This is a genomic window from Streptomyces sp. NPDC048197 (assembly GCF_043202395.1).
Taxonomy (GTDB): Bacteria; Actinomycetota; Actinomycetes; order Streptomycetales; family Streptomycetaceae; genus Streptomyces; species Streptomyces siderophoricus.
In genome coordinates this window covers 204,361-225,042 of sequence record NZ_JBIDAJ010000010.1, presented here as the reverse complement: position 1 = coordinate 225,042, position 20,682 = coordinate 204,361, and the positions used below count along the sequence as shown (strand labels likewise).

The following is a 20,682-nucleotide window of genomic DNA, read 5'->3' as shown; positions in this document are numbered from 1 at the left end:
GGTGCCTCCCGGCCTCAGACGTTCCGGAAGCGGTTGATGGCGTCGAGGTGCTTGGCGCGCATCTCCTCGTCGCGCACGCCCATGCCCTCCTCGGGCGCCAGGGCCAGCACGCCGACCTTGCCCTGGTGCAGGTTGCGGTGCACGTCGTACGCCGCCTGCCCGGTCTCCTCCAGGGTGTAGGTCTTCGACAGGGTCGGGTGGATCTTGCCCTTGGCGATCAGGCGGTTGGCCTCCCACGCCTCGCGGTAGTTGGCGAAGTGCGAGCCGATGATCCGCTTCAGCGACATCCACAGGTAGCGGTTGTCGTACTCGTGCATGTAGCCCGAGGTCGACGCGCAGGTGGTGATGGTGCCGCCCTTGCGCGTGACGAAGACGCTCGCGCCGAAGGTCTCGCGGCCGGGGTGCTCGAAGACGATGTCGATGTCCTCGCCGCCGGTGAGCTCGCGGATGCGCTTGCCGAAGCGCTTCCACTCCTTCGGGTCCTGGGTCTGCTCGTCCTTCCAGAACTTGTAGCCCTCGGCGTTGCGGTCGATGATCGCCTCGGCGCCCATCTTCCGGCAGATCTCCGCCTTCTGGTCGCTGCTGACGACACAGATCGGGTTGGCGCCGCCGGCCAGCGCGAACTGCGTGGCGTAGCTGCCGAGGCCGCCGCTGGCGCCCCAGATCAGGACGTTGTCGCCCTGCTTCATACCGGCGCCGTTGCGGGACACCAGCTGGCGGTACGCGGTCGAGTTGACCAGGCCCGGGGCCGCCGCCTCCTCCCAGCTCAGGTGCCGGGGCTTGGGCATCAGCTGGTTGGACTTGACCAGCGCGATCTCGGCCAGGCCGCCGAAGTTGGTCTCGAAGCCCCAGATGCGCTGCTCGGGGTCGAGCATGGTGTCGTTGTGGCCGTCGCTCGACTCCAGCTCGACGGACAGGCAGTGCGCCACGACCTCGTCGCCGGGCCGCCAGGAGTTGACGCCCGGGCCGGTGCGCAGCACGACGCCGGCCAGGTCGGAGCCGATGACGTGGTACGGCAGGTCGTGCCGCTTGGCCAGGTCGGAGACCTTGCCGTAGCGCTCCAGGAAGCCGAAGGTCGACAGCGGCTCGAAGATCGAGGTCCAGACGGAGTTGTAGTTCACGGAGGAGGCCATCACGGCCACCAGCGCCTCACCGGGGCCGAGCTCGGGGACCGGGACGTCATCGACGTGCAGCGACTTGCGCGGGTCCTTCTCCTTGGTGGGCAGGCCGGCGAACATCTCGGCCTCGTCCTTGTGCACGGTCACCGCGCGGTAGGACTCGGGGATGGGCAGCGCGGCGAAGTCGGCGCTGGTGGTGTCAGGCGCAAGGATTGCGTCCAGGATCTCGTTCACGGTGTGCCTCCGGCGGGTGGGGCCGCCCCTGCTCGAGCGGAGTCGAGAGCTCGGGGGATCGGTAAGGAACGGCTTGAGGGAACGTCGGGGGTGGTGCGGGAGGTGGTGCCGTCGGTTCGGCCGGGGTGGCGCTACCGCCGCCGTCTCCGCCGGTGTCGCGGAGGCGTCGGCCGTGGTGCCTGGCAGCGCCTTGGTGAGCGCGGTGCCCGGCGGGTGCCGGGCGGTGTGCCTGTGACGCAGGCATCCGGGCGGCAGCCGGGGAGGGCTGTTGGGACAGCCGGCGCACGAGGATCGCCTCGTCCGCCGGTCGCCCGGACACCCTCAACGTATGACACCGCGTGCCAGTCGACAAGACACTGAGTGCCAAGAATTTCTCTCAGATGTCATTTGGCCGGCACGTATGAGCGGTAGATGGGCCGATGGAGGGCGCCTCGGTCACGCACCGCACTTCCAGAATCACGGCAGGTGAAGGGGGAGGCGCTTAGACCGTTCGGGTGGGTCGTGTCCCGGTCAGGCCCGGGACCTCAGGCGCTCACGGACGGCCGGCCACAGCTGCGCGGCGGTGTGCAGGAACAGCAGCCCGGCGGCGACGGCGCTGCCGCCCGGCGCCCCGGACCAGACCCCCGCCGCCAGCAGCCCGGCCGCACCCACCGCGTGGAAGCGGTGCAGACCGACCGCGGCCAGATCGCCGAGCCGGCTGCCGCGGCTGCGCTGCCAGACCCGCCGGGCCGCCCAGGCCGTGCCACCGGCCAGCACCAGCTGCGCCGGCCACGGGGCCACCGGCCCGCCCTCCACCAGCGCCACGGTCAGGCAGCCCAGCGCCCAGAGCACCCCGCAGCACGGCAGGGCGAGCAGCCGCAGCAGCACCGGCCGCACATGGCCGGCCGCCCGCTCCACCGGCGGGTCCGGTACCGCGGGCGGCGGCTCCTTGGCGGGCGACGCCCCCGTCCGGGGCGCGGCGGCCTCCGGCTCCGCGGCCAGCTTCAACCACGGCGGCTTGATCGCCAGCAGCTGCTCCCGCAGCAGCGGCAGGTGGTGCGCCCCGGCCTCGCTGAGCGCCTCCCGGAGCAGCTGCTCGGCCGCCCCCAGCCGCCCCGCCTCCTTCTCCGCCTCCATCAGCAGCGCCAGCGCCTCGACCGTCACCCGGACGTCCCCCGACCTGCGCGCCACCTCCAGCCCGCGGCGCAGCAGGTCAAGGACCTGCCGGGGGTCGTGCCGGTGCGCCGCGCAGCCGGCCAGTCTCAGCCAGGCGTGCGCCACGACCGTGAGGTCGCCGTCGGGCGCCGTCGCCACCGCCCGGCGGTACGAGAGCGCCGCGTCCCGGGCCCGCCCCAGCTCCTCCTCCGCGTCCCCCCGCGCCAGCAGCGAGGCCGCCAGCCGGTGCCGGTCACCGCGCAGCGCCCAGCCGCGCACCGCCCGCCCGTAGTGGTGCGCCGCCGCCCCGTGGTCACCGCGCTCGGCCGCCTGCTCACCGAGGTCGTCGTCCAGCTCCGGCGAGCGCACACCGGCCCGGATACGCGCCAGATGGCCCGCCTCCGCGCAGGACCGGGCCTCCGGCCAGTGCTCCAGCGCACGGTAGTGGCGACGCATCATCCGCAGCAGCTCCGCCTCCCGGAGGTGGTCGGCGCGGTGCCGGGCCGCGAGGACGCCCTGCCGCAGCACGAACAGCGCGTCCACGGTGCGGGTGCGCCGCAGCAGATACGCCACCAGGTGGTCCACCACCGGCCCGACCCGCTCGTACCGGCCCTGGTCCACCGCCGCCGCCAGGGCCGCCGCCAGCGCCCCGCGCTCCCGGTCGAACCACGCCTCGTCGGCGGTGGCGGCCCGCTCGCCGTAGTGGGCCATCAGCCGCTCCAGCGCCGCAGCACGCGCCGACTCCGGCTCCTGCGAGGCGAGTTCACCGACATAGAGCTGCAGCAGATCGTGGAAGCGGACCCGGCCCTCGGGGCCGGTGGGACGCAGCAGCTGGGCCCTGACCAGGCGGCGCAGCGCACGGTCGGCCTCCGCCGGTGAGACCCCGGCCAGCGCGGCGGCCGACCCGGCGTCGATCTCGTTGCCCGGGTGCAGCCCCAGACGGCGCAGCATCCGTGCGTCCGGGTCGTCGAGCGCCTGGTACGAGGCCTCGAACGCCTGCCGTACCGGGTCGAGTTCGGCCAGCCGCTCACCGGGCGGGCGTAACGCGGAGAGGATGCGCTGCGCGCTGTCGTCGCCGTCCCGCAGCCGGCCGGCCACCACGTCCAGTGCCAGCGGCAGATGGCCGCAGAGCGCGGCGATCTCGTCCAGCTGCGACGGCGGGACCGGCTCGGTGGCCGCGGCCTCCAGCAGCGCCCGGGAATCCTTCGGACCGAGCGTGTCCAGCCGCAGCACGGCGAAGGAGGCGTGCTCCGGGGCGGTCCGGACGGTGACCAGCAGGCGGTGGCGGCCGTCGGGGGGTATCAGCGGCACGAGGTGCTCGTCCGGCGCGGCGTCGTCGAGCAGGATCAGCAGCGCCTCCTCCGCCTCCCACAGCCGGCTCTTGAACTGGCCGAGCAGCCCGGCCCGGTGCGGCTGGAGCTGGTCGCCGGGGATGCCGAACGCCCGCAGCCAGGTGCCCAGCAGCTCCTCCAGGCTCATCGGCTCCCCGCCGCCGTGCGCCCGGGCGTCCGCGTGGAGCACCCCGCCGGGAAACCACTTGTGCGCCTCGTGCGCGGCGGCCGCCATCAGCGCCGACTTGCCCACCCCGCCCTCGCCGGTGACCGCTATCGCGGTGGGAGCCCCGGCGCGGTCGCCGGGCGCCAGCAGGGCCAGGAGCGCGGCGAGCGGGCCGGAACGGCCGAGCAGGGCGGCGGGCCGGGGCGGCAGCGCGTTCAGGGAGCGGACCGGGGCGGGCGCCGGGTAGATCTGGACGACGCCACCCTGGATCACATCGCGGGCCTGCCCGCCGCTGATCGTGTTGTGGGTGGCCGGAGCCGGCCCCGCCTCGCTCGCGTCCGCCACGCCGTAGTGGATAGCACGAGCGAGCCGGGCCCGTCAGGCCGTTACGGGATCATCTCCGGTCCTTGATCGCCTTGCGGATGGTGCGCATGACCTCCTCCAGCGGGGCGTCCGTACGCGCCACCGCGACCAGCACCTCGCCCTCCCGGGAGACGGACGCCGACGGCTGCTCGCCCGTCGTGCCGCGGCCCGCGCCGATCCCGGCGCCGAAGGTCTCCCGGACGATCTCGAAGGCATGGTCCAGCTGAGCCTCCACGTCACCCTCCGCGCCGGCCCGCAGCCAGCGGCGCAGCACGTGGTTGTGCGCGGTGACCACGGCGGACGCGGCGACCTCCGCCAGCAGCGGGTCGTCATCGCCCTCGCGGTGCGCGCCCTCGTCGAAGTGGCCCAGCAGATAGCGGGTGAACAGCCGCTCGTAACGGGCCACCGAGGCGATCTCGGCCTCGCGGAGGGTGGGCACCTCGCGGGTCAGCCGGTAGCGGGCCACCGACACGGCCGGCGAGGCCGCGTACATCCGCATGACCTCCTTGATGCCGCGGCAGACCGTGTCGAGCGGGTTCTCGTGCGGCGGTGCGGCGTCCAGGACCGCCTCGGCCCGCACCAGGGTGTCGTCGTGGTCCGGGAAGATCGCCTCTTCCTTGGAGCGGAAGTGGCGGAAGAACGTCCGCCGGGCGACGCCCGCGGCGGCCGCGATCTCATCGACCGTCGTCGCCTCGTAGCCCTTGGTCGCGAACAGCTCCATGGCCGCCGCCGACAGTTCGCGGCGCATTTTGAGCCGTTGCGCGGCCGCGCGGCGGGTGCCGGGAGTGCTGCTGTCGGGGGCGTCGGAAGGCTGCGTACGAGCGGGCTGGGACATGTGGGGACGGTACTGCATATTTACCCGGCCTGCGGCATGAGGTGCCACCTCCGCCCTTGTGAGCGGGGGTGGACCGCCGTCCGGCTCCAGCAGTCCACCCCAGCCCGCCCCGTCCGGGCGGGGGCGCCCCCACGGGTCAGCGCCGGGCGTACTCACGGAAGCCGCGGCCCGTCTTGCGTCCGAGGCACCCCGCCGCGACGAGGTGCTCCAGCAGCGGCGCGGGGGCCAGTCCCGGGTCGCGGAATTCGGCGTGCAGGACCTTCTCGATGGCCAGCGAGACATCCAGGCCGACCACGTCGAGGAGCTCGAACGGGCCCATCGGGTAGCCGCCGCCGAGCTTCATCGCCGCGTCGATGTCGTCCAGCGACGCGTAGTGTTCCTGGACCATCTTGATCGCGTTGTTCAGGTACGGGAACAGCAGCGCGTTCACGATGAAACCGGCCCGGTCGCCGCAGTCCACCGGGTGCTTGCGGACCTTGGCGCAGACCTCCCGCACGGTCGCGTGCACCTCGTCGGAGGTCAGGACCGTCCGCACCACCTCGACCAGCTTCATCGCCGGCGCCGGGTTGAAGAAGTGCATCCCGATGACGTCCTGCGGGCGCGAGGTGGCCCGGGCGCAGGCCACGACCGGCAGCGACGAGGTCGTGGTGGCCAGGACCGCGCCCGGCTTGCAGACCTTGTCCAGCGTCCGGAACAGCTCCTGCTTGACGGCCAGGTCCTCGGCCACCGCCTCGACGGCCAGGTCCACCTCCGCGAACGCGTCCAGCGTCCCGGCCGGCGTGATCGCCGCCAGCGCCGCGTCCCGGGCCTCCTCGGTCATCCGGCCCTTCGCCACGGACCGGCCCAGCGACTTGGCGATCCGGTCCTTCGCCTTCTCCGCCTTCTCCGCGCTGCGGGCGGCCAGCACGACCTGGTACCCCGCCTTGGCGAAGACCTCGGCGATCCCGCTCGCCATCGTCCCGGAACCGGCCACACCGACCCGGGTGACCGTACGCCCGGCCGCTGCCTCGCCGCCGGCCGCCGGGCTCTCCGCGTCCGGCACCACGGTGGCCGAGCCCGGCGCCTCGTACGTGTAGAAGCCGCGGCCCGCCTTGCGACCGGTCAGCCCGGCCTCGGCCAGCTGCCCCAGGATCGGGGCCGGGGCGTGCAGCCGGTCCTGGGACTCGGCGTACATCGCTTCCAGGACGGTCCGGGCGGTGTCCACGCCGATCAGGTCGAGCAGCGCCAGCGGGCCCATGGGGAGGCCGCAGCCGAGCCGCATCGCGGCGTCGATGTCCTCACGGGTGGCGTACCGCGACTCGTACATCGCGGCGGCCTGGTTCAGATAGCCGAACAGCAGGCCGTCGGCGACGAAACCGGGCCGGTCACCCACCGCGATCGGGTCCTTGCCCAGGTCGCGGGCGAGCTCGGTGACCGCGGCGACCGCGGTCGGCGCGGTGAGCACCGAGGAGACCACCTCGACCAGCTTCATGGCCGGTGCGGGGTTGAAGAAGTGCAGCCCGAGCACCCGCTCGGGACGCTGCGAATCGGCGGCGAGCCGGGTCACCGACAGTGCGTTGGTGCCGGTGGCCAGCACGGCGTCCGGCCGCACCACGGCGTCCAGTTCGGCGAAGACCTGCCGCTTGAGCTCGTAGTCCTCGGGGACCACCTCGATGACCAGGTCGGCGTCCGCGGCGGCCTGCAGATCGGTGAAGGTGCGGAAACGGGCCAGGACGTCCTGCCGCTCGCGCTCGGTGATCCGCTCGCGGCGCACCGCACGCGCCGTGGCGGCCTCCAGCGCGGCGACGGCGTGCCGGGCCGCGGCCTCGTCGGTGTCGATGCCGATGACCTCGCGGCCGGCCCGGGCGAGCACCTCGGCGATGCCGGTGCCCATCGTGCCGAGGCCGACGACGGCCACGGTGGAGAGGGACAGTGGGGAAATGTCGGGGGCGAGATCAGGGGTGGACGAAGGGCCCATCGCGAACTCCTGAGGGTGTTCCCCTGAAGGGCAGGGGAGAAGTGACGACTGAAGGGGGGCCGCGCGGACGCGAGGGGCAGCGGATACGCGGCGGCCGGAGCGCGGCGGGGCCGCACCGGCCGCAGCGCTGCTGGCAGCGCCGGCGGTGTGGGAGCTGCGGCGGGGCCCTGTCCCGGGGCCGTGCCGTGCTCTGTATCGAGGTCGTGCTGTTGCGGTGCCGAACCGACTTCACTCTGTGGCGGCTGCGTCACCAGGCCGCCCGAACAGGGGTGCTGCTCGTTCCAGCAGGTTAACCGGTGGGTAACCGCAGCGCCAGGGGTAGGGCGGGTCATTAGTCTGTGGTGCAGGCCACGTCTCGGCAACCGGGGCGCCCCGGCGGGAGGGAAGCGGCAAATGGAAGACGAATTCCACGAGTTGACGGACCGGGTGCGGGCCGAACTCCGCTCCCCACAGGATCTGGTCGCCTACGAGCGCCTGCTGGGGCTCGCCCGCAAGAACACCCCCGCCGGGCGGGAAGAACTCGCCCGGATGCTGGTCGCCGTCGAACGCCCCCTGTGGGCCCGCGAGATCGCCGCCTTCATCCTCGGCTGCGCCGGCGACAAACGTGCCTTCGAGACGCTCGTACTGCTGCTGAACTACCGCGATCCGGTGCGCTGCGCCACCGCGGCCCACGCCCTGAGCCGGCTCGGCGACCCACGCACCGCCCGCGCCGCGGCCGCCCTCGCCACCAACCCGCTGCGCACCGCGTACGCCCTGCACCCGGTCCGGCTCCTCGCCGAGCTGCGCGCACCGCAGTCCGTGCCGGCGCTGATCGCCACCCTGGAGCGGCTGCTGACCCCGCACAACCCCTACTGGCGGGTGGCCCTCGCCTGCGTCGAGGGCCTGGGCGCCCTGGGCGACCGCCGCGCCGTACCCGCCCTCACCGCCGCTACCGCCCACCCCCGCCTGGCCGCCGCCGCGGCGGCCTCACTGGCCCGGCTGGGGGTCCATGAGCCGCCGGGGGACGAGGGGCGGGGCGACGGGGGCGGGGCCGGGGACCCGGCCAAGGAGGGCCCAGCAGCCGCGAAGGAGCGCCCAGGGGGCTGAAGCGGTCAGCCGGAGATCATGGAATGTCCTACGTGGTGTCCTGAGAACGCGGCGTGGGGTCCGGAGACGACGGTGTGGGGTCCTGAGAACCCGGCGTGGGGTCCGGGGAAGACGACTTGCGGCCCGGAGAACAGGGGGTGAGCGGACGCCAGTAGCGCAGCTCGGGGACGTTGCTGCCGCCCACCTTGTACGTCTCCTCCGCCCCGTCGGGTACGAAGCCGGCGCGCTCGTAGAACCGCTGGGCGCGGGTGTTGCCGCGCACCACCCACAAATACAGCGCGCGGTATCCGCTCTGCCGTGCCCGTTCCGTGCCCGCGGCCATCAGGGCCCGCCCGACGCCGGTGCCGATCCGCTCGGGCGCGACGTACAGCGCGAACAGCTCACCCGCGGTCGGGCGCGGGTCGGGCAACTCCTCGGCGCCCGGGGCCACATCGGGGTCCCGGGCCGGGCCGACCGAGGCCCAGCCGACCACCTCACCGGCCGACTCCGCCACCAGGTCGACCACGTCCGGCGAGCGCCGCCCGAACCACGACCGCCGCCGCTCGGCGTCCGCCGCCACGCTCATCCCGTCCAGATACGTCTGCGGCATCAGCCCGCGGTAGGCCGCCTGCCAACCGCGGACCCGGACCGCCGAGACCGCCTCGATGTCGGCCTCGCCCATTTCCCGTATCCGGAGCGGTCCTACGGGCCTCCTGCCCCTGCCCCTGTCCGCGTCCCTCTCCCTGCCCCTGTGCCGGTCGCTCTCCCTGTCCGTGTCCATGAGGGAGACGGTAGGGGTCCGGTCAAGGGGGCTTTCGGAGTTTCCGCAGCTGTGCGCTTGACCTTGCCCCTGGGGGCAGGGTTCGAGACTCCCGGCATGGCACACAGCGCGACCACGCACACGACGCACACCGACCGCACCACGGAAACCCCGCCGGGCAGGGTGGTGATCATCACCGGCGCCGGTACGGGGATCGGGCGGGCCGCCGCCCGGGCCTTCGCGGCGGAGGGCGCCCGGGTGCTGGCGGTGGGCCGCCGGGCCGAGCCGCTGGCGGAGACGGCGCCGGACGCCGAGGGGGACGGCGAGATCGTCCCGTACCTCGCCGACATCACCGCGGACGACGCCCCCGCGCACCTCGTCCGCCATGCGATCGAGACCTACGGCCGGCTGGACGTACTGGTCAACAACGCCGCCATAGTGGGCACCGGGGCACTCGGCAGCTTCACCAAGGAGGGGATGGGGGCGCAACTGGCGACGAACCTCGTCGCGCCCGTACTGCTGACGCAGGAAGCGGTGCCCCATCTGGAGCGGACCGGCGGGGTGGTGGTCAACATCAGCACCTCGATCGGCCAGCGCGGCTGGCCCGGCAACGCGGTCTACGCCGCGACCAAGACGGGGCTCGAACTGCTCACCCGCAGCTGGGCGGTGGAGCTCGCACCGCGCGGGGTGCGGGTGGTGGCGGTCGCCCCGGGCGCGATCGAGACCCCGATCGCGCTCCACCAGGGCCTGTCCGAGGAGCAGCGGGCGGCGCACCGGGCGTGGCAGATCGCGCACACCCCGATGGGGCGGATCGGCCGCCCCGAGGAGGTGGCCTGGGCCATCACCCACCTGGCCGCCCCGTCCGCCTCGTTCGTCACGGGGGTGATCCTCCCGGTCGACGGCGGAGCGGTGGTCGGCTGAGCCCACCTCGCCCCCTGCTTCGGGGCCCGACCCGTCCCGGATCCGTGGCCGCGTCACCACCGCACTCGTGTCCGTGCTGGAATCGACTGCGAAGTGTGCGGAGTGGGAGTCGAGGTCGGAGCCGAGGGAGGGGGCGACCCGTGCGGATCGGGGAGTTGGCGGAGGTCACGGGGGCGACGCCGCGGGCGTTGCGGAACTACGAGCGGGAGGGGCTGATCGCCTCCGTCCGGGAGGCGAACGGCTATCGGGTCTACGACGCCCGCGCGGTCGTACGGGTGTGCAACATCCGCCACTTGCTGGCGGCCGGGCTCACGCTCGCCGACGTCCGCTGTTTCACCTCCTGCCTGGACGGCGACATGACCACCGCTCCGCCGTCCGCAGAGGGGCTGCGGATCGCCCGTGAGCGGCTCGCCGTCATCGACGAGCGGATCGCCGCCCAGACCGAGGCCCGCGACCGCCTGGCGCGGGCCCTGGAGGCCGTCCCGGCCGCCTCTGCGTAAGTGGCCGGCCGGCTGGCTCAGATGAGGGTCAGCTGGGTCGGCCCTGGGGTGGTGGGCGTGGTCGTGTGCGTAGGTGTGGGTGTGGGGGCAGACGTGGAATCGGCCGCAGGGGTGGAATTCCCGGCGTCCCCGGAGGGCGGGCGGATGCGGCGGGCCTCCCCGGAGCGGGCGGGGCCGATGCCGTATTCGGCGGCGAGTTCGTGGACCTGGCGGGTGATCCGGCGCTGGTACCACGTGGGCGCGTAGGCGCCGTCCGCGTACATCGTCGCGTAGCGCCGTACGAGATGCGGATGGTGGCGGTCCAGCCAGGACAGGAACCACTCGCGGGCGCCGGGGCGCAGGTGCAGGACCAGCGGCGTGACGGATCCCGCGCCGGCCTCCGCGATGGCGCGGACCGTGCCGCGCAGCTGCTCCGGTGCGTCGCCGAGGAACGGGATGACGGGCGCCATGAGCACACCGCAGGGAATGCCGTGCGCGGTGAGGGTGCGCACCACGTCCAGCCGGCGTTCGGGGGCGGGCGTGCCGGGCTCAACCGTGCGCCACAGCTCGTGGTCCAGGAAGCCGACGGAGACCGAGATGCCGACGTCGGTGATCTCGGCGGCCTGCCGCAGTAGTTCCAGGTCGCGCAGGATGAGCGTGCCCTTGGTGAGGATCGAGAACGGGTTGGCGTGATCGCGCAGCGCCGTGAGGATGCCGGGCATGAGGCGGTAGCGGCCCTCCGCGCGCTGGTAGCAGTCGACGTTGGTGCCCATCGCGATGTGGTCGCCGCGCCAGCGGCGCCCGGCCAGTTCGCGGCGCAGTAGTTCCGGGGCGTTGACCTTCACCACTATCTGGCTGTCGAAGTCGAGGCCGGTGTCCAGGTCCAGATAGCTGTGGGTCTTGCGCGCGAAACAGTAGACGCAGGCGTGGCTGCAGCCTCGGTAGGGGTTGACCGTCCATTCGAACGGCATCCGGGAGGCGCCCGGGACGCGGTTGACGAGGGAACTGGCGCGCACCTCGTGGAACGTGATCCCGCGGAATTCGGGGGTGTCGAACGTCCGGCTGACCACGTCCGCACCGAAGAGTGCGGCCGGGCCGTCACCCAGGTTGTCCCAGCGCATCGGGCCTCCTTCTGCATGCTGCATGCCGTCGAGCCCCCCGGGCGCCATAATAGAACACGTGTTCCCATCGCGTTCTCCTCTCGTCCGGCGGGTCGGGTCCGGGGCGGATTTTGGGCGTGCACCCCAGTGGTGGTTGGCTTGGCGGCGCATCGCAGGACCGGCAGCCGACTACTGGAGGAAGACACACATGGGTCAGGTCGAGGCCACCACGCAGCGCGAGATCGCGGCGGACCCGGAGGACGTGTTCGACGCGCTCGCCGACTACAGCGGCACGCGCCGGCAGCTGCTGCCCGAGCACTTCTCGGAGTACGAGGTCCGCGAGGGCGGCGACGGCAAGGGCACCCTCGTCCACTGGAAGCTCCAGGCCACGAGCAAGCGGGTGCGCGACTGTCTGCTGGAGGTCGACGAGCCCACCGACGGGCAGCTCGTGGAGAAGGACCGCAACTCCTCCATGGTGACCACCTGGGTCGTCACGCCGGCCGGTGAGAAGCGCGCCCGGGTCGTCGTCACGACCACCTGGCAGGGCGCGGGCGGTATCGGCGGCTTCTTCGAGCGGACCTTCGCCCCCAAGGGTCTCGGCCGGATCTACGACACCATCCTCGCCAACCTCGCCGCGCACATGGAGAAGTGAGCGGACGTCATACGTCATCTCCGTGTCGCGCATCCCCTGCCGCGCATCCCTGTGTCGCAGGTCCCCTGTGTGTCATGCGCGCACAGCTCGCTGCCGGCGTCGGGTGCTTTCCGCGCTGAGCGCGGACGTCACATGCGTCACCCTGGGCGCGTTGCGTCACGCTCACCGGTTCGGGTGGTTTCGGCCGCGCCGAGGTGCCCCGGCCGTGGGACCCGTTCCGTGCGGAAAGCCCTGATGGGAGCCCAAGGGGCCTGCCCGACAAGGCACTTGACATCCCTTCCGGCCGCGCCTGACCCCTTTCGTCGCGCTTGAACGCTGTTGTCGCCCAATGCGAGAAATTGGGCGGCAACAGGCGTGACGAGGGGAGCAGCACGTGGGCGGGACCACCCTGAGCGACCCGGCCGGGCGGACCGGCCCACCGGCACCGGGCACGGCCACGGCACCGCCCGCCGGGGACCGGCCCGGTGCACCGGACGGCGGCGCCGCGCCGGTGCCGCTCGGCCCCCGCCGGGCCCGTCCGGTCTTCGCCGGCCTGCTGTTGGCCCTGCTGCTCGCGGCCCTCGGCCAGACCATCGTCGCCACCGCACTCCCGGAGATCGTCGGTGAGCTGCACGGCCGGGGCGCGGCGTCCTGGGTGGTGACGTCCTACCTCCTCGCCTCCGCCCTCGGCCTGCCCCTCCACGGCAGACTCGGCGACCTCTTCGGCCGCAAACCGGTCCTCCTCCTCGCCCTCCTGGTCTTCACCGCCGGCTCGGCGCTGGCCGGCCGGTCGCACACCATGGACGAACTGGTCGCCTTCCGGGCCGTCCAGGGCGTCGGCGGCGGCGGACTGCTGATCGGCGTCCATGCCCTCGTCGCCGACGTCGTACCGCCCCGGGCCCGTGGCCGCTCCCTGGGACTGATCGGCGCCATCTTCGGCCTCGCGGTCGCGGCCGGACCGCTGATCGGCGGCCTCTGTGCCGACCACGCCTCCTGGCGCTGGTGTCTCTACCTCAACGTCCCGTTCGGTGCCCTGACGTTCCTCGTCATCGCCTTCGCCCTGAAGCTGCCCCGGCCGCCCCGGCCGCCCCGCCGGCCCAGGCCTGACCTCGCCGGCGCCCTGCTGCTCGCCGCGTTCTCCACCTGCCTTGCGCTGCTGACGAATTGGGCCGGCACGGAGTACTCCTGGAACTCGCGGGTCGTCCTCGGGCTGGCGGCCGGAGCGCTCGGCAGCGCGCTGCTCTTCCTCGCCGTCGAGCACTTCGCCGCCGAACCGATCGTCCCGCTGCGGCTGTTCCGCGACTCCCTCTTCACCCGCACCGGCCTGATCGGCGCCGCCGTCGCCATCGCCCTCTTCGGCGCCGCCGGCTATGCGCCGACCTTCCTGCAGGGGGCCGACGGCGCCTCGGCCACCGGGTCCGGCCTGCTGATGCTGCCGCTGATGGGCGGCACCGTCCTCGCGTACGTCGTCTCCGGCCGGCTCATCGGCCGCACCGGCCACCCCAAGGTCTTCGCCGTGCTGGGCTGTGCGCTGGCCGCCGGCGGGATGTGGCTGCTGACGCGGACGGCGCCGGGCACCCCCAGGGAGACCTCCAGCCTCTTGGCGGCCGTCCTGGGCCTGGGCCTCGGCCTCGTGCTGCCGGTGCTGGTGCTCGCCGCCCGGAACTCCGTACGCGCCCGCGACCTCGCCACCGCGACCAGCACCCACCACTGTTTCCGGCACCTCGGCGGCAGCGTCGGCGTGACCCTCTTCGGCATCCTCTTCGCCGACCGGCCGGCCCGCCGGCTCGCCGGCCGGCTGCCGGAAGCGCGTCGGCTGCCCCATCCGGAGTCGATCCCCCCGCAACTGCTGCGTGCGCTGCCCGCCTCCCTGCGCGACGGCTCCGTCGCCGCCTACGCCCACGCCATGCCGAGGGTCTTCTTCTTCCTCGTGCCGGTGCTCGTCCTGGGCCTCGTGCTCGCCTTCTTCCTGAAAGAGAAAACACTGGTGTCCCACGCCTCTCACGCCCCGCAGACCTCCCCGACCCCGGACCGGCCCACCACCTACGGCGATCCGACCGAACCGGCAGGACCTGCCGGGCCTTCCGTACCCGCCGAACCGACCGGACAGACCGTGCCGACCGCCGTGCCGCAGGCCCGTTCCGCCGCGGACCCGGAGACCCTCAACCCGACGTTCCCCGGGAGTGGTTACCGCCGTGGTTCCCGTCTCTCCGGTGGCGGGCATCAGGGCATCCCGGTGTGCGGGGCGGTACGGCACCACGACGGCTCCATCGTGCCGCGGGCCGCGCTCACCCTCATCGACGTCACCGGCCGGCAGATCGGCCGCGGCGCCTCCGGCGAGGACGGGCGGTACGCCCTGAGCACCCCCGGCCCCGGCTCCTACGTGCTGATCGCGGCCGCCGGCGGCCACCAACCGCAGGCCGTGACCGTGACCGTCGGCGAACGGCCGGTCGAACTGGACGTGGTCCTCGGCGGCGCCGGGCGGCTGGCCGGCACCGTCACCACCGCGGACGGCACCCCCGTACGCGATGCCATGGTCACCCTCACCGATGTGCGCGGCGAGGTCGTCGCGACCACCCGCAGCGGACGCGAAGGCGCTTACGTGATCGGTGAGTTGGTGGCCGGCGAGTACACCCTCGCCTCCAGCGCACCGGCGTACCGGCCGGCCGCGCTGCCGGTCACCGTCCAGGCGTCGCGGGAGACCCGCCAGGACATCGAACTCGCCGGTGGTGCCGTGCTGCGCGGGACCGTACGGGCCGGTGGCGGGCGCCCCGTCGAGGACGCCCGGGTCACCCTGCTGGACGTCGCGGGCAATGTCGTCGACACCGCCGTCACCGGGCCCGACGGGCTGTTCCGCTTCGTGGACCTCGCGGCCGGCGAGTACACCGTGGTCGCCGCCGGATATCCGCCGGTGGCCACCGTCCTCCAGGTGGCCGGCGGCGGCCGCACCGAACGCGACCTCCAGCTCGGACACGAGGACTGACCGCGCGCCAAGGGGCGGGGGCCGGGGGCCCGTTGTGCGGGCATACCACCTGTTCGGCCTCTTGGGGAAATGCCGCCCACCGCATCAGCCCGCGGCCGTAGCGTGGTGGCGGTGAGGCATGATCGGGGTACGAGAAAGCAACCGCCCATGGAGCGCGGTCCGTCGGACGCCGCCGGCCGGCCCGGTACGGCGACCCGGGTGGCCGAGCCGCGTCGCGCACTGCCGGGACGGATTCCGCTTGCGGTCGTGGTGGTGGCCGCGGACGGCCGGATCTCCCACTGGAGCAGCGGCGCCCGCCGGCTCTTCGGGCCCGGCCGTGCGGAGGCGGTGGGCACCCCCGCGCTCGACCTGATGCCGGTCACGGGTGCCCTCGGCGACAGCGGTGCGCAGGGGTGCGACGGGCCCGGCGGTCTGCCCGCCTCGTCGGGAGGTCCGACGTCCTACCCCACCGCGGGTCGGGCCCGGATGGCGACCGGCGGGGCGGGTCCCGTGGACCTGCTGTGGTGGGCGTACCCGCTCGCCGCCCCTGGCCCCGGGCCGACTCTCGTCCTCGCCGCGGATGCCGCCCTGTTGCCCGACGGCCCGTGCGGGCCGGGCGGGCAAAGCGGGCCGGGCGCCGGAGATGAGCGTTGGATGCCCGGTTTCGCCCGGCACACCGACGCCGAATCGACCGACACCGAATCGACCGACACCGAATCGACCGACACCGACTCGACCGACGCCGACTCAATCGACACTGACTCGACCGCCACCGATCTCCCCGCCACCGATTTCCCCGAGGCCGATCTCCCCGGCGCCGCTGAACTGGCCCGCCGGCTCCCCGGGTTCCTGCCGGACCTGAGTCCCGGCCTGAGCGCCCGGATCGTCGCGCAGGTGCTGGAGCTGGGCTGTCCGGTGCTGGAGATCAGCCGCCGGGACGGCCTGCCCACCGAGCTCGCCTAGGCAGGTGCCGTGGCCGCCCGCGGGCGGCCGGCTCAGCGCTGCAGGTCGCGGTGGATGACGCGGGCGGCGCCCTCGACCGTGGCGACCCCGTAGTCCATGGTCGCGTTGCCGGTGGAGAGGACGGCCATGCCGTAGTCGTGGCCGTGGCCGGTGAAGGTACCGACGCTGTTGATCCGCCAGCCGCCGGTGTCCCGCGGCAGCCAGCCGTTCTTGACGTGGACGGTCGCGGTGGCCGGGGCGCCGGCCGGTACGCCCCAGCGCTGGTCGGCCGCGACCCGGTGCATCAGGTCGAGTGCGTAGCCCCGGGAGGCCGGGCCGAGCACCGCCCCGTCCGTGGTGAGCAGCTGCATCAGGGTGAGCTGGTCGGCGGCGGTGACTTGGGTGAGGCCCCAGGACGCGCCGTGGCCCGGCACGGTGTCCTGCATACCGGCGAGGTCCAGGAAGCGCTGGACGCCGGCCGGGCCGATCTGGTGCCACAGGGCGTTGGTCGCGTCGTTGTCCGACTTGGTGATCATGGCGGTGGTCAGCTTGACCTCGTGCTTGGTCAGCTTCCGGTGCGCCTCCTCGGCCTGCCGCAGCAGTGCACCGAGCACGGTGACCTTCACCACGCTCGCCGAGTCGAAGTGGGTGCCGGGCTTGAAGGCACAGCGGGTGCCGGTGCTGCGGTCGTAGAAGGCCAGTGCCGAGGCGCTCCGCCGGCCGTGCAGGGCGTCGGCGATGTCGTGGGACAGGGCCGGGGCCAGGCCGGGCTTCTTGGAGCTGCAGACGACCTTGGCGCCGGCCACCGGGGCGCTGGCGGTGCCGGCCGCGGCCGGGGTCGCCGAGCTGAGCACCGTGAGCAGTGATCCGGCGGCCACCAGCGCGGCCAGTCCGCGGCGCGTGCCGGTTGCGAGGCGTCGTCCGTGGAGGCGTGATCCGTGCATGGGGGTGGTTCCTGTCCCGCTGTATCGGGGCCCCGCCGGTGGCGGGTCGGCCCTGGGGTGACCGGAGGCGGTCGGGCCGGCGCAGCCGCGTGCGGCGGCGGTGCGCCCTTCATGGGTCACGGTGACGATACGGGGCAGGTCGGAGGGCACCCCGGGAATCTGGGGTGCTATGTCCGGATTTGGGAAGTGTGGCGCGGGTGTGAGATTCGCCAAATGGGGACGGACGGGGCGGGCCGGGCAGATCGGATGGAGGGAAGGGTGAAGGGAAGGGCGAAGGGAAGGGGTGCGGGGTGGGTGGCGCGGCGTCCCGGGGCGTGCCTCTAGGGGCGCGGCACCGGTTGGCGGAGGCGGCTGGGGCGTGACCGGCGGGACGCGGCGGTCCGTCGGCGGTGGGCGCCCGCCATCAGCCGGCGGCCGCGCAGGGCCAGCTCGATCTCGAAGCGGGTCCGCGGATCGCGCAGCCGGGCGCCGAAGAGCTTCTCCAGCTGGCGCATCCGGTACCGCACGGTCTGCGGATGGATGCTGAGCGCCTTGGCCACCTCCGGCGCGCCCATCCCGCCCAGCCAGGCCAGCAGCGTCGCCTCCAGGCGCGCGCACCGCTCCGGTGACAGGCCCGCGAGCGGCCGGAGCCGGCGGGCGATGAGGGTGCGGGTGAGCGACTCGTCCTGGAGGAGCAGCAGGCTGGAGAGGTGGTCGTCGACGAACGCCACGCCCGCGGCGGGGCCGTCGCACCGGGCGGCCAGGTCCAGCAGGCGGGAGGCGGCACGGACCGAGGCGGCGGCGTCCTGCGGCGGCACCGCATGGCCGACCGCGGCGGCGCGGTGCCGCAGGATGCCCTTCAGTCGGGCCCGTCCCTCCTCGCCCTCGGCGAGCGCGCCGGGGATCAGCAGCCCCGGCGCCTCGTCCGGCAGGCTGACCAGGCAGTCGCCGAGCGCCGCAGCGACGAGGTGGAGGTCGGTGGCGGTCGCCAGCCGGACCGCCCGCACGGTGGCCGGCAGCGGCCGGCCGGCCCGCAGGACGTCCGCGATCAGCCGGGTGACCTGCGCCCCGTCGTTCCGCTCCAGGAATTCCCGGAAGCCTGGATTGCGTTCGCAAAGGGAGTGGATGACCAGTTCGGTGAGGGCGGCCAGTTGCTCGTCACCACCGTCGGCCTGCGGGTCGCCGGGTTGTACTAACGGGCTGGCGTTGCGTGCTGTGCTCATGATTCTGCCTCTGTCTCCTCATGTGGGAGGCCGGTCCGGGACGTTCTATCCCACCGGGCTGGGGGCGTCGGCGGCTGACAGAAGTCCGTCGGAACTCCATCGGAATTCTGGCGGATGCCCTTCCGCTTTGCGACAGAAACTGTGTGGAATACGGTGCCACACGAGCGTGTCCGCGTCACCTGCCGGCGCTGCGAGGGCTCACGGTGTTGCGGCCAACTCGGTGCTCCTGGAGGGTTCCGGACGAGGTGTCATGCCCTGTCGGGCGCGTTCGGCGCCTCGAAAACGTTGTGAACGAGTGATGTCCAAAATCGTGCATACCGCCTGCCGCCTGCGATAGGACTGGTGACCGTGAAGATCCTCATCTCTGCCGACATGGAGGGCGCCACCGGCGTGACCTGGCCGGCGGACGTGCTGCCGGGCAAGCCGCAGTGGGAACGCTGCCGCCACCTGTTCACCTCCGACGTCAACGCGGCGATCGCCGGATTCTTCGACGGCGGGGCCGATGAGGTGCTCGTCAACGAGGCCCACTGGTCGATGCGCAACCTCCTGCTGGAGAAGCTCGACGAACGGGCGCAGATGCTCACCGGCCGGCACAAGTCGCTCAGCATGGTCGAGGGCGTGCAGCACGGCGACGTCGACGGCATCGCCTTCGTCGGCTACCACACCGGCGCGGGCACCGAGGGCGTCCTCGCCCACACCTACCTCGCCAACACCCTCACCGGCGTCTGGGTCGACGGCACCCGCGCCAGCGAGGGCTACCTCAACTCCCTCGTGGTCGCCGAGTACGGCGTGCCCGTCGTCCTGGTCACCGGAGACGACCGCACCTGCCAGGACGCCCAGGGATACGCCCCCGAGGCGCCCGCCGTCGCGGTCAAGGACTACGTCTCGCGCTACGCCGCGGTCTGCCGGCCACCGGCCCGTACGGCCGCTGACATCCGGGCCGCGGCCGCCAAGGCCACGGCACTGGCGGTCCGTCACGAAGCGGCGCACCGGGGCCCGTTCCACGTCGAGTTGGAGTTCGACGCGGAGCATCTGGTGGGTGCCGCCACCTGTGTGCCCGGCGTGGAGCGCAGCGCAGAGCGCCGGGTCGCGTATACCAGTCGGAACATGTACGAAGCCATCCGGTGCTTCAAGGCGGTCACCACCGTCGTGTCGTCCGCCGTGGAGGAAGAATATGGCTGAGAAGAACGTGCAAGAGGGCGCCGCGGGCCACGGGGCCGGGGTGGACCGGCAGGCGCTGGACGAGGTGGTGCGGTTCACCTCCGACCTGATCCGGATCGACACCGGCAACGCCGGCGACGGCACCTGCCGGGAGCGCCCGGCCGCCGAGTACGTCGCCGAGCGACTGGCCGACGCCGGCATCGAACCGACCCTGCTGGAACGCACCCGGGGCCGCACCAACGTCGTCGCCCGCATCGAGGGCACCGACCCCGCGGCCGACGCCCTGCTGGTCCACGGCCATCTCGACGTGGTCCCCGCCGAACCCGCCGACTGGACCGTGCACCCGTTCTCCGGCGAGGTCGTCGACGACGTGGTCTGGGGCCGCGGCGCCATCGACATGAAGAACATGGACGCGATGGTGCTCGCCGCCGTACGGCACTGGGCGCGCACCGGCGTCCGGCCGCGCCGCGACATCGTGCTGGCCTTCACCGCCGACGAGGAGGCCAGCGCCGAGGACGGCTCGGGCTTCCTCGCCGACCGGCACGCCCCGCTGTTCGCCGGCTGCACCGAAGGCATCAGCGAATCCGGGGCGTTCACCTTCCACGCCGGCGGCGGGATGCAGCTGTACCCGATCGCGGCGGGGGAGCGCGGCACCGCCTGGCTCAGGCTGACCGCCCGGGGCCGGGCCGGACACGGCTCGAAGGTCAACCACGACAACGCGGTCAGCCGGCTGGCCGGCGCGGTGGCCCGGATCGGCGAGCACGAATGGCCGGTCCGGCTCACCCCGACCGTCCGGGCCGCCCTGCGCGAACTGGCCGCACTGCACCGCCTGGACGTGAACGTCGACGCCCCGGACTGCGATGTCGACGCACTCCTCGGCAAGCTCGGCCCGTCCGCCAAGCTCGTCGAACCGACCGTCCGCAACAGCGCCAACCCCACGATGCTGTCCGCCGGTTACAAGATCAACGTGATCCCCGGCTCCGCCGTGGCCCATGTGGACGGCCGGGTCGTCCCCGGTGGCGAGGCGGAGTTCCGCACCACCCTGGACGAGCTGACCGGCCCCGAGGTGGACTGGGAGTACCACCACCGCGAGGTCGCCCTGCAGGCCCCGGTGGACACGCCGACGTACGCCGCGATGCGGGCCGCCGTCGAGCGCTTCGACCCGGACGGCCACGTCGTCCCGTACTGCATGTCCGGCGGCACGGACGCCAAGCAGTTCTCCCGGCTGGGCATCACCGGTTACGGTTTCTCGCCGCTGAAGCTCCCCGAGGGCTTCGACTACCAGGCGCTCTTCCACGGCGTGGACGAGCGCGTACCGGTCGGGGGACTGCACTTCGGTGTCCGGGTCCTCGACCACTTCCTGCGCGCGGCCTGACC

16 protein-coding genes are annotated in these 20,682 nt (G+C 73.3%); 8 read left to right on the top strand and 8 right to left on the bottom strand.

Annotated elements, in window-relative coordinates; genetic code table 11:
* Nucleotides 1–14: 14 nt before the first annotated feature.
* From ccrA to ACGF4C_RS16690, 4 genes are all read right to left on the bottom strand, one after another.
* On the bottom strand, nt 15–1,352 hold the full coding sequence (gene ccrA / locus ACGF4C_RS16705) for a crotonyl-CoA carboxylase/reductase (RefSeq protein ID WP_393566894.1): 1,338 nt from the start codon (nt 1,350–1,352) through the stop codon (nt 15–17).
* Nucleotides 1,353–1,862: 510 nt separating this feature from the next.
* The gene (locus ACGF4C_RS16700; RefSeq protein WP_393566893.1) at nt 1,863–4,328 is read right to left on the bottom strand and encodes a hypothetical protein; all 2,466 of its coding nucleotides are present in this window, start codon (nt 4,326–4,328) and stop codon (nt 1,863–1,865) included.
* A gap of 49 nt (nt 4,329–4,377) precedes the next feature.
* Nucleotides 4,378–5,181: a TetR family transcriptional regulator gene (locus ACGF4C_RS16695; RefSeq protein ID WP_201805004.1), complete on the bottom strand. Its 804-nt coding sequence runs from the start codon at nt 5,179–5,181 to the stop codon at nt 4,378–4,380.
* Between the two features lie 136 nt (nt 5,182–5,317).
* Nucleotides 5,318–7,138 carry a 3-hydroxyacyl-CoA dehydrogenase family protein gene (locus tag ACGF4C_RS16690; protein WP_393566890.1) on the bottom strand — a complete coding sequence of 607 codons (1,821 nt, stop codon included), beginning with the start codon at nt 7,136–7,138 and terminating at the stop codon, nt 5,318–5,320.
* A gap of 393 nt (nt 7,139–7,531) precedes the next feature.
* Here ACGF4C_RS16690 and ACGF4C_RS16685 point away from each other — a divergent pair, with 393 nt between their 5' ends.
* Nucleotides 7,532–8,224, top strand: a complete 693-nt coding sequence (locus tag ACGF4C_RS16685; protein ID WP_393566888.1) for a HEAT repeat domain-containing protein — start codon at nt 7,532–7,534, stop codon at nt 8,222–8,224.
* 28 nt (nt 8,225–8,252) lie between these two features.
* On the opposite strand, the gene ACGF4C_RS16680 is transcribed toward ACGF4C_RS16685, so the two are convergent.
* The gene (locus ACGF4C_RS16680; protein WP_393566886.1) at nt 8,253–8,885 is read right to left on the bottom strand and encodes a GNAT family N-acetyltransferase; all 633 of its coding nucleotides are present in this window, start codon (nt 8,883–8,885) and stop codon (nt 8,253–8,255) included.
* A 195-nt stretch (nt 8,886–9,080) separates the two neighbouring features.
* On the opposite strand from ACGF4C_RS16680, the gene ACGF4C_RS16675 reads away from it, so the two are divergent.
* On the top strand, nt 9,081–9,884 hold the full coding sequence (locus ACGF4C_RS16675; protein ID WP_393566884.1) for an SDR family NAD(P)-dependent oxidoreductase: 804 nt from the start codon (nt 9,081–9,083) through the stop codon (nt 9,882–9,884).
* Nucleotides 9,885–10,024: 140 nt separating this feature from the next.
* Nucleotides 10,025–10,384 (top strand): MerR family transcriptional regulator, encoded by a 360-nt coding sequence (locus ACGF4C_RS16670; protein WP_393566882.1) that lies wholly within the window; start codon nt 10,025–10,027, stop codon nt 10,382–10,384.
* Between the two features lie 17 nt (nt 10,385–10,401).
* Here ACGF4C_RS16670 and ACGF4C_RS16665 read toward each other — a convergent pair whose 3' ends face one another.
* A complete protein-coding gene (locus ACGF4C_RS16665) occupies nt 10,402–11,484 on the bottom strand; it encodes an Rv2578c family radical SAM protein (protein WP_393566881.1) in 1,083 nt (360 codons plus the stop codon).
* A 187-nt stretch (nt 11,485–11,671) separates the two neighbouring features.
* On the opposite strand from ACGF4C_RS16665, the gene ACGF4C_RS16660 reads away from it, so the two are divergent.
* The 3 genes from ACGF4C_RS16660 (at nt 11,672) to ACGF4C_RS16650 (ending at nt 16,019) form a co-directional block, all read left to right on the top strand.
* The gene (locus ACGF4C_RS16660; RefSeq protein WP_393566880.1) at nt 11,672–12,115 is read left to right on the top strand and encodes an SRPBCC family protein; all 444 of its coding nucleotides are present in this window, start codon (nt 11,672–11,674) and stop codon (nt 12,113–12,115) included.
* 373 nt (nt 12,116–12,488) lie between these two features.
* On the top strand, nt 12,489–15,077 hold the full coding sequence (locus ACGF4C_RS16655; protein WP_393566878.1) for an MFS transporter: 2,589 nt from the start codon (nt 12,489–12,491) through the stop codon (nt 15,075–15,077).
* Nucleotides 15,078–15,224: 147 nt separating this feature from the next.
* Complete coding sequence (locus tag ACGF4C_RS16650) at nt 15,225–16,019, top strand: hypothetical protein (RefSeq protein ID WP_393566956.1); 795 nt, start codon at nt 15,225–15,227, stop codon at nt 16,017–16,019.
* A gap of 32 nt (nt 16,020–16,051) precedes the next feature.
* On the opposite strand, the gene ACGF4C_RS16645 is transcribed toward ACGF4C_RS16650, so the two are convergent.
* Together ACGF4C_RS16645 and ACGF4C_RS16640 are read right to left on the bottom strand one after the other, a co-directional pair.
* Nucleotides 16,052–16,942 (bottom strand): serine hydrolase, encoded by an 891-nt coding sequence (locus ACGF4C_RS16645; protein WP_393566877.1) that lies wholly within the window; start codon nt 16,940–16,942, stop codon nt 16,052–16,054.
* Nucleotides 16,943–17,262: 320 nt separating this feature from the next.
* On the bottom strand, nt 17,263–18,144 hold the full coding sequence (locus ACGF4C_RS16640; protein WP_393566875.1) for a helix-turn-helix domain-containing protein: 882 nt from the start codon (nt 18,142–18,144) through the stop codon (nt 17,263–17,265).
* Nucleotides 18,145–18,492: 348 nt separating this feature from the next.
* On the opposite strand from ACGF4C_RS16640, the gene ACGF4C_RS16635 reads away from it, so the two are divergent.
* The gene (locus tag ACGF4C_RS16635; RefSeq protein WP_393566952.1) at nt 18,493–19,326 is read left to right on the top strand and encodes a M55 family metallopeptidase; all 834 of its coding nucleotides are present in this window, start codon (nt 18,493–18,495) and stop codon (nt 19,324–19,326) included.
* The gene (locus ACGF4C_RS16630; protein WP_393566873.1) at nt 19,319–20,680 is read left to right on the top strand and encodes a M20/M25/M40 family metallo-hydrolase; all 1,362 of its coding nucleotides are present in this window, start codon (nt 19,319–19,321) and stop codon (nt 20,678–20,680) included. The genes ACGF4C_RS16635 and ACGF4C_RS16630 overlap by 8 nt, the downstream gene beginning before the upstream one ends.
* Nucleotides 20,681–20,682 lie beyond the last annotated feature (2 nt).